General features: G+C 68.6%; 6 protein-coding genes. 3 read left to right on the top strand and 3 right to left on the bottom strand.

The features are described 5' to 3' along the window. The 3 genes from VGW35_08540 to VGW35_08550 form a co-directional block, all read right to left on the bottom strand. Window positions 1-1,729, bottom strand: a 1,729-nt coding sequence (locus VGW35_08540) for a peptide ABC transporter substrate-binding protein (GenBank protein ID HEV8307703.1), incomplete at its 3' end; no start/stop codon positions are given. A 155-nt stretch (window positions 1,730-1,884) separates the two neighbouring features. Beyond that, window positions 1,885-2,814 (bottom strand): ABC transporter permease, encoded by a 930-nt coding sequence (locus VGW35_08545; protein HEV8307704.1) that lies wholly within the window; start codon window positions 2,812-2,814, stop codon window positions 1,885-1,887. Next, on the bottom strand, window positions 2,783-3,709 hold the full coding sequence (locus VGW35_08550; GenBank protein ID HEV8307705.1) for an ABC transporter permease: 927 nt from the start codon (window positions 3,707-3,709) through the stop codon (window positions 2,783-2,785). Before VGW35_08550 ends, VGW35_08545 begins: the two co-directional genes overlap by 32 nt. A 135-nt stretch (window positions 3,710-3,844) precedes the next feature. On the opposite strand from VGW35_08550, the gene VGW35_08555 reads away from it, so the two are divergent. The 3 genes from VGW35_08555 to VGW35_08565 all read left to right on the top strand — a co-directional run bounded on the left by VGW35_08555 (window position 3,845) and on the right by VGW35_08565 (window position 7,867). Further along, window positions 3,845-4,882 (top strand): TAXI family TRAP transporter solute-binding subunit, encoded by a 1,038-nt coding sequence (locus VGW35_08555; protein HEV8307706.1) that lies wholly within the window; start codon window positions 3,845-3,847, stop codon window positions 4,880-4,882. Between the two features lie 100 nt (window positions 4,883-4,982). Further along, window positions 4,983-6,857 carry a TRAP transporter fused permease subunit gene (locus tag VGW35_08560; protein ID HEV8307707.1) on the top strand — a complete coding sequence of 625 codons (1,875 nt, stop codon included), beginning with the start codon at window positions 4,983-4,985 and terminating at the stop codon, window positions 6,855-6,857. Further along, entirely contained in the window at window positions 6,854-7,867 is a 1,014-nt protein-coding gene (locus VGW35_08565) for an amidohydrolase family protein (protein ID HEV8307708.1), read from the top strand. The genes VGW35_08560 and VGW35_08565 overlap by 4 nt, the downstream gene beginning before the upstream one ends. Window positions 7,868-7,908 lie beyond the last annotated feature (41 nt).

The following is a 7,908-nucleotide window of genomic DNA, read 5'->3' on the forward strand; positions in this document are numbered from 1 at the left end:
TTTCGACGATGTAGAGGTGGGAGAGCATGTCCACGTAGATGTTGCCCTCGAGGACCGGCTCTCCTGCCTTGTTCTTCTCGATGCCCCGCACCCACGGCTTGGCCGCCGCGTAGCGGACGACCCACTGAGCCGGGATGTACCCCACGTCGCTCTGGAGGATCTCCTCGGCCTTGGCGTAGTGCTCGAGACGCTTCTTCGGGTCTCGCGTGTCGCGCCCCGCCTCGAGCTGCTTGTCGAAGTCGTCGTTGCCCCAGGCCTGGCGCTTCCCGGTCGTGCGCTTGCCGTAGAACGTGTCGAAGTACTCGTTGTGGGGATCGGGGTAGTCCATGAACCAGCGGATCCAGACGAGCTGGAGGTCCTGCTTCCACAGGCGCTCGCGGAAGACGCGAGGCTCGAGCACCTCCAGCTCGGTCTTCATGTTCAGGTTCTCCAGGAGCACGGCCTGGACGGCCTCGGCCATGGGCTTGGACTGCAGCGCCTCGTCGCGCATCGACAGGACGATCCGCGGCCAGTTCTTGCCGCCCTCGTACGGCGTGCCCTTGAGCATCGACATCGCGAGCTTCGCGTCGAAGCGCTGGATGTCGCGGATCTTCTTGTCGTCCACGAACCCGGGGAACCCGGGCGGGATCATGCAGTGGGCCGGGATCGAGAACCCCTGCGCCACCTTGGCCACCGACTCCCGGTCCACGGCATGGGCCATGGCCTTGCGGACCTTGAGATTGTCGAAGGGCGGCTTGGTCACCTGGGGGGTCAGGTACCAGGTGCCGGGGAACGGATACCGGAAGACCTCCTTGGCGGTCTTCGCGTCGCCCTGGAGCCGCTTGAGGTCGGCGGCCTGGAGCGCGGTCAGGTCCAGCTCGTTGTTCTCGTAGGGGAGCGCCCCCGACTGCACGGGGATGATGGGGATGACCACCTTCTCGAGGGTCACGTCTTTGGCCTCGAAGAAGTGCTTGTTCTTTCTGAGCACCATCTGCTTGTTGTGCTCCCAGCTCTCGAGGACGAACGGCCCGTTGCTGACGATGTTGCCCGGCTCCGTCCACTTGTCGCCGTGCTTCTCGACGGAGGGCCGATGGCCCGGGAGCGCGGCGAGATACGCCGCCAGGACCGGGAAGTAGCCCCGCGGCCCCTCGAGGGTCACCTCGAGTGTCCAGTCGTCCTTGGCGCGGATGCCGACCTGGGCGGCGTCGGTCACCTGGCCCTTGTTGAACGCCTCGCCGTTCTTCAGGTCATAGAGGAACGCGGCATAGGGGGCCTTCGAGGCCGGATCGAGCTGGCGCTTCCAGGAGTACTCGAAGTCGCGCGCCGTGCACGGGCTCCCGTCGGACCACTTGGAGTCCTTCCGGATCGTGAAGGTCCACACCGAGCCGTCCTGGTTCGACGCGATCTTGCTCGCGACGTAGGGGACGGATTGGAATTCCGCGTTGAACTTCATCAGCCCGGCCCACAGCGCCGGGACGCCGCCGCAGTAGAGATCCTTGTTGAAGTCCTGGCTGGCGGGGTCGTTCTGGTACAGGCCGCCGCCGCCGTAGCGGAAGGCCTGCTCCTTGGCGAGCTTCTCGCCCGGCGCCAGCTTGGGCGCCGCCGACGCCGGCCGGGCGTTGAAGCCGGCCGCGCCCATGGCGGCGAGCCCGGCCGCCACCCGCAGGAAGTCGCGCCGGCCGACGCCGGCGGCGCCGAGGCGCTCCGCGAGCAGCTCCATCTGTCGGTCGGAGATCGAAGGACTGTTCATGTCGCCTCCTTGGTTGAGAGTGCGCGCTTTTCCTCGGAGGGGGGCTCCGCCCCCCTTCCGAACCTCCACCCGGGAAGGGGTGGCGCGGGCAAAGCCCGCGCTCGGAGCGCTTCGATCAGAAGCGCGCGGCCGGTCCCGTGGCGAGGCGGCGTCATTTACTTGAGCTTCGGGTCCAGTGCATCCCGGACGCCGTCGCCGAGGAAGGTGAACGAGAGCATGGTGACGGCGATGGCGATCGACGGGACGACGCAGAGGTGCCAGTACGTCCGGAGGAACTGCTGGCCCTCGCCCACCATCTGGCCCCACGACGGGGTCGGGGGATTGATGCCCACGCCGATGAAGGACAGGGCCGCCTCGGTGAAGATGGCCTGGGGGATCCCGAAGGTGACGGCCACGACGATGGGGGTGAGGGCATTGGGCAGCACGTGCCGCCCGAGCACCCGGGCGAATCCTCCGCCGAGTGCCCGCGCCCCCTCGACGAACTCCTTCTCCTTGAGCGACAGGACCTGGGCCCGCGTCTGGCGGGCGATCCCGACCCATCCGGTCAGCCCGATGGCGATGAAGATGTTCAGGAGCCCCGCCCCGAGCATCGACATCACCAGGATCACGAAGAGCAGGTTGGGGAAGGCGTACATGACGTCCACGAACCGCATGAGGAACAGGTCGGCGCGGCCACCCCAGTAGCCGGACAGCGCGCCAACGGGGACGCCGATCAGGACGACGACCAGCTGGGCGCCGAGCCCCACCAGCATCGAGACGCGCGCCCCGTAGATCATGCGCGAGACCATGTCGCGGCCGAGCTGATCCGTGCCCAGCGGATAATCGCGCGACGGGCTTTCGTTGAGGCGGCCGAAGTTGGTCTTGGTGTAAGAGTAGGGAGCCAGCACGTCGGCGAAGATCGCCAGCAGGCAGAGCACCACGACCACGAGACCCCCGGCCACCGCCAGGCGGTTCCGGACGAGCCGCCGGAGCGCGTCCCGCCAGAGACTGGACGAGCGGACCCCCTCCTGGCCGGGCAGGACGACGCCGACCAGGACCGCTTCGGTGCCGATGCTAGTATCGGATGCGGGGCTCGAGAGCGCCATAGATCAGGTCCACCACCAGGTTCATCACCGCCAGAAAGGCGCCATAGGTCAGGACCACGGCCATGATCATCGGGTAGTCGCGCCCGGTCATGGAGAGGACGAAGAACCGCCCCATCCCGGGCACGCGGAAGATGGCTTCCACGAAGAAGGAGCCGGTGCCGATGGCGGCGAAGAGCGGCCCCAGGAGGGTGACCACGGGGATGAGGGCGTTCTTCAGGGCGTGCTTGAAGATGATCGGCGCTTCGGCGAGTCCCTTGGCCCGTGCCGTCAGCGTGTAGTCGGCCCGGATCACCTCCAGCATGCTCGCCCGCGTGTAGCGCGCGACGATCCCCATCGGCGCCAGGGCCAGGGTCACCGTGGGCAGGACCCAGTTCCGGGGCGAGTCCCACCCGCCCGTCGGAAAGAGCGGGATCACGAAGGAGAAGAGAATGATCGCGAAGACGGCCAGGACGAAGTTCGGAACGGCGACGCCGAAGGTGGCGAGGGTGACCGACACGTAGTCCCACGTCCGATTCTGATGGATCGCGGCCAGGATGCCCAGGGTGAGCCCCCCGATCACCGCGAGGGCGAAGGCCAGGCTCCCCAGGAGGAGCGAGACCGGAAAGGTCTCGACGATGATCTCGGCGACGGTGCGGGTCTTGTACACGAAGGACATCCCGAAATCGCCGCGGACCGCCTTGGAGAGGAAGATCAGGAACTGCTCGTGGAGCGGCTTGTCGAGCCCGTAAGCCGCGGCGAGGTTCTTCTGGGCCTCCAGGGGCAGGGGATTGGCCCCCTCGGCCACGGGATCGAGCGGACTCCCCGGTGTGGCGTGCATCACCAGGAACGTCACCAGGGCCATGGCCAGGAGCGTCGGAACGAGCCAGAGGACGCGAGAAGCCGCGTATTGGAGCACCCAAAGGTCTCCCGGGTGCTCCTACTATTGTCGAGCGGGTGTCGGAGAGTCAAGGGGCAAGGCCCCGAGGGTTCCCGGCCGGGCGCGTAGCGGCGGGGTATGATAGCCGTGTCCGAACGGGTGGGGAGGACCCTCATGCCGAGGTGCTTGCTGTCTCGCCACGTGGCCGCGCTCCCGACCGCCCTCGCAGTCGCGGCGGTGCTGGCGTCCATCCCGGCCGCGGCCCAGCCCGCCGTCACTATCGGGACGAACCCCCCCGGCACCGTGTTCTACGCGGTCGGCAGCGGGCTCGCCAAGGTGGTGACTGACGGGGGCAAGGTCCGGATGACGGCCCAGCCTTACACGGGCTCGAGCACTTTCATTCCGCTCCTCCAGACCGGCGAGATGGAGTTCGGCGTCGTGAACGCCGTCGACATGGCGCTCGCCTACCGCGGGTCCGGCTTCAAGGTCGGCGGCCGTAATCCCTTCCCGCATTCCCCGAGTATCCGGATCGTCATGCGTGGCTCGCCGCTCCTGATCGGACTCCTGGTCCGCAAGGACTCTCCGATCAAGACGGCTCACGACGTGAAGGGCAAGCGGGTCACCGGAGAGTATCCCGCGCATCTGTCGGTCTGGTACAACATGTTCGGCCTCCTGGCCAGCGCCGGGCTCTCCTGGAGTGACGTCAAGGTGGTGCCGGTCCCGGCGGTCACCGACGGGCTGGATGCGCTCGTCCAGGGCCGGGCCGACGTCAGCACCTTCGCGCTCGGCGGCGCCAAGGTCAAGGAAGCCGACGCCGCCGTGGGCGTCCGCCACATCTCGGTCGATTGCTCCCCCGAAGGCGAGGCCCGCATCCGGAGGGCCGTTCCCGGATATTACCCGCGGGTCGTCAAGGCCGGCACGGCCACGGGCGTCCTCGAGGAAACCTGTGTCATCGCCTACGACCTGTACCTGGTGTCCGGCAAAGGGGTGCCCGACGCCGTGGTCGAGGCGACCCTCCGGGCGGTCTGGGAGGGCATCGAGCGGCTGGTGCCTCTCCATCCCCTCTTCAAGGAGTGGACGCGCGAGCGGGCCGTCGATCCGGACGTGACGCTCCCGTACCACCCCGGCGCGATCCGGTTCTACCGGGAACAGCGCGCCTGGACTCCCGCCATGGATCAGGCGCAGCAGAGGCTTCTCGCCCTCAACCCGTGACAGCCGGCGAGCAGTCCCGGAGACGGCGCCCCTGACCGACGAGTACGCCCCGACCGCGAAGTTCCGTGCGCTGACCGGGCGACCAGCGGCGCTCGTTCGCGTGCTCCTCGGCGGCCTCACCCTGACCGGGGCGCTGTGGGCCTCGCAGCTTCACCATCGGCTGCCGTGGGCCTTTTTCAACCAGCAGTTCCTCGGGCTCTTCCTGGGATTGGCGCTGGCCAGCGTCTTCATCGCTGTCAAGGCGCGACGTCACGAGGCCGGCGGTCGCGTCCCCTGGCTCGACTGGATCCTGGCCGTGGCGGGACTCGCCGTCGGCGGCTATGTGGTCGTCATGTACCCGACGGTCGCCTACCGGCTGGGCGTCCTGTCCCTCGAGCGATCTCTGCTCGGCGGCATCGCCGTGCTCCTGGTCCTCGAGGCGACTCGACGGATCGCCGGCGGGACGCTGGCGTGGGTCGCGCTGGCCCTGGTGCTGTACGCCAAGTTCGCATACCTGTTTCCCGGGCTGTTGCACGCCAAGGGCGCGTCTTGGGGGCGCCTGGCCACCTACCTCTATCTGGACACCAGCGGACTCCTGGGCGTCCCGCTCAACGTGGCGGCCAGCGTGCTGGTGGCCTTCATCTTCTTCGGCCAGGCCCTCTATGCCGTCCGCGGGGATCGGTTCCTGATGGATCTCGCCCTGATGACGATGGGACGTTATCGCGGCGGCGCGGCGAAGGTCTCGGTGGTCTCCTCGGCCCTGTTCGGCACCGTGTCGGGCAGCGCCGTGGCCAACGTCGCGGTGAACGGCGCCTTCAGCATCCCGCTGATGAAGCAGACCGGTTATGCCCCCCACGTGGCCGCGGCGATCGAAGCGGTGGCCTCGACGGGCGGCCAGATCATGCCGCCGGTGATGGGAGCGGCGGCGTTCCTGATCGCGGAGTTCCTCGGCATCTCGTACGGTCAGGTGGCCCTGGCCGCCGCCATCCCGGCCGGTCTCTACTACCTGGCGCTCTTCACCCAGGTGGATCTGGAAGCGGCCAAGTGGGGTCTGGCCGGGTTGCCCCAGGACGAGGTGCCGAGGTTCCGGGCGGTGATGCGGCGGGGGTGGGTGTTCCTGGTCCCGCTCGGCCTCCTGGTCTATACGCTGATGATCGCGGGGTGGGACGCGGGGCCGGCCGGGATGGCCGCGGTGGTCGCGACGTTCGCCGTCGGCGCGCTCCAGACGGCCACGCGGCCCCGGCCGGGCGCGATCTGGAGGAGCATCGAGGAGACGGGCCGGACCATGCTCGACATCGTGGTCATCACCGCGCTGGCCGGCATCGTCATCGGCACCCTGAACTTCTCCGGCTTCGTCTTCAAGATCTCGATGCTCCTGGTGACCATGTCGGGCGGCAACGCGCTCGCTCTCCTCGTGCTCACCGCGCTGGGCTGTCTGTTCCTGGGGCTGCCGCTTCCCACCACCGTCGTCTACGTCACGCTGGCCGTGCTGGTCGGACCCGCGCTCACCGAGATCGGCATCCTGCCGCTGGCCGCCCACCTGTTCCTGTTCTACTTCGGCATGATCTCGCTGATCACGCCGCCCGACTGCCTGCCGACCTATACCGCGGCGGCCATCGCCCGCGCCGACTTCTGGAAGACGGGCTGGACGGGAATGCGCCTGGCCAGCGTGGCCTACGTGGTGCCCTTCATGTTCGCCTTCCAGCCGGCCCTCCTCCTGATCGGAGGCGTCGGTGAGATCGTGCTGGCGGCGATCACCGCCGCCATCGGCGTCCTGCTGGTCGGGATCGCCTGCGCGGGCTACCTCTTCCGGCCGTTGGGCCCCGCCCGGCGGGGACTGGCCGGGGTGGCGGGCGTTCTGCTGTTAGGGTTGCCCCGGGGCGGCCTCTGGCTCGGCGCCGGGCTCCTCGGGCTTGCGGCGGGAATCCTCTTCGTCCTCTGGGAGTGGAACGGGCGCCGGGCCCACGCGGCCCGGACGGCCATGGAGCGGGCATGAAGATCGACGTCTTCCCCCACATCTTCCCCCGGGCGTTCTTCGATCGGATGGTCCAGGTCGCCCCGGCCGACCTCTACATGCAGAAGCGGACGCGCGGGGTGCCGGTGCTCGTCGACCTCGACCTGCGCTTCCGTATCATGGATCGCTACGAGGGCTACTTGCAGGTCCTCACGCTGGCCTCGCCGCCGATCGAGGCCCTGGGCGGCCCCGAGGTCGCCGCCGACCTGGCCCGGCTCGCCAACGACGGCATGGCCGAGATCGTCCTGAAACACCCGGACCGATTTCCCGCCTTCGTGGCCTCGCTGCCCATGAACCACCCCGACGCGGCCCTCCGCGAGATCGACCGCGCCGTCGGTGAGCTGGGCGCCACCGGAATCCAGATCTTTTCCAACGTCAACGGCCGGCCCCTCGACGAGCCGGCCTTCCAGCCGATCTTCGAGCGCATGGCGGCCCACCGACTGCCCATCTGGATCCACCCGGCGCGGCCGGTCACCTTCGCCGACTATCCGACGGAGAAGCGGTCGAAGTACGATCTCTGGTGGGCCTTCGGCTGGCCGTACGAGACGACCATCGCCATGGGGCGGCTGGTCTTCTCAGGGCTCTTCGACCGGCACCCCGAGCTCCAGATCATCACCCACCATCTGGGCGGGATGGCGCCCTACTTCGAGGGGCGAATCCTCCACGGGCTGGCCCAGCTCGGGAGCCGGACCGACGATCCGGAGGACGGGGCGGTCCTCCAGCGGCTCCGGCGCCGGCCGATCGACTATTTCCGGATGTTCTACGGAGACACCGCCGTCTTCGGCGCCCGTCACGCCATGGAGTGCGGCCTGGGCTTTTTCGGCGCCGACCGCGTGCTCTTCGGGACCGACATGCCCTTCGACCCCGAGAAGGGCCCCGGCTTCATCCGCGACACCATCGCGGCCATGGAGCAGATGCGCGCCACGCCCGAGGAGAAGGCGAAGATCTACGAGGGGAACGCGCGGCGGATGCTGCGGCTGCGCCTCCCCTGAGGCGGACCCGGGCCGATCAAGCTCGACGGCAGGGACTTGCC

Source organism: Candidatus Methylomirabilota bacterium (assembly GCA_036005065.1).
In the GTDB taxonomy this organism is placed as follows: domain Bacteria; phylum Methylomirabilota; class Methylomirabilia; order Rokubacteriales; family DASRDR01; genus DASYQW01.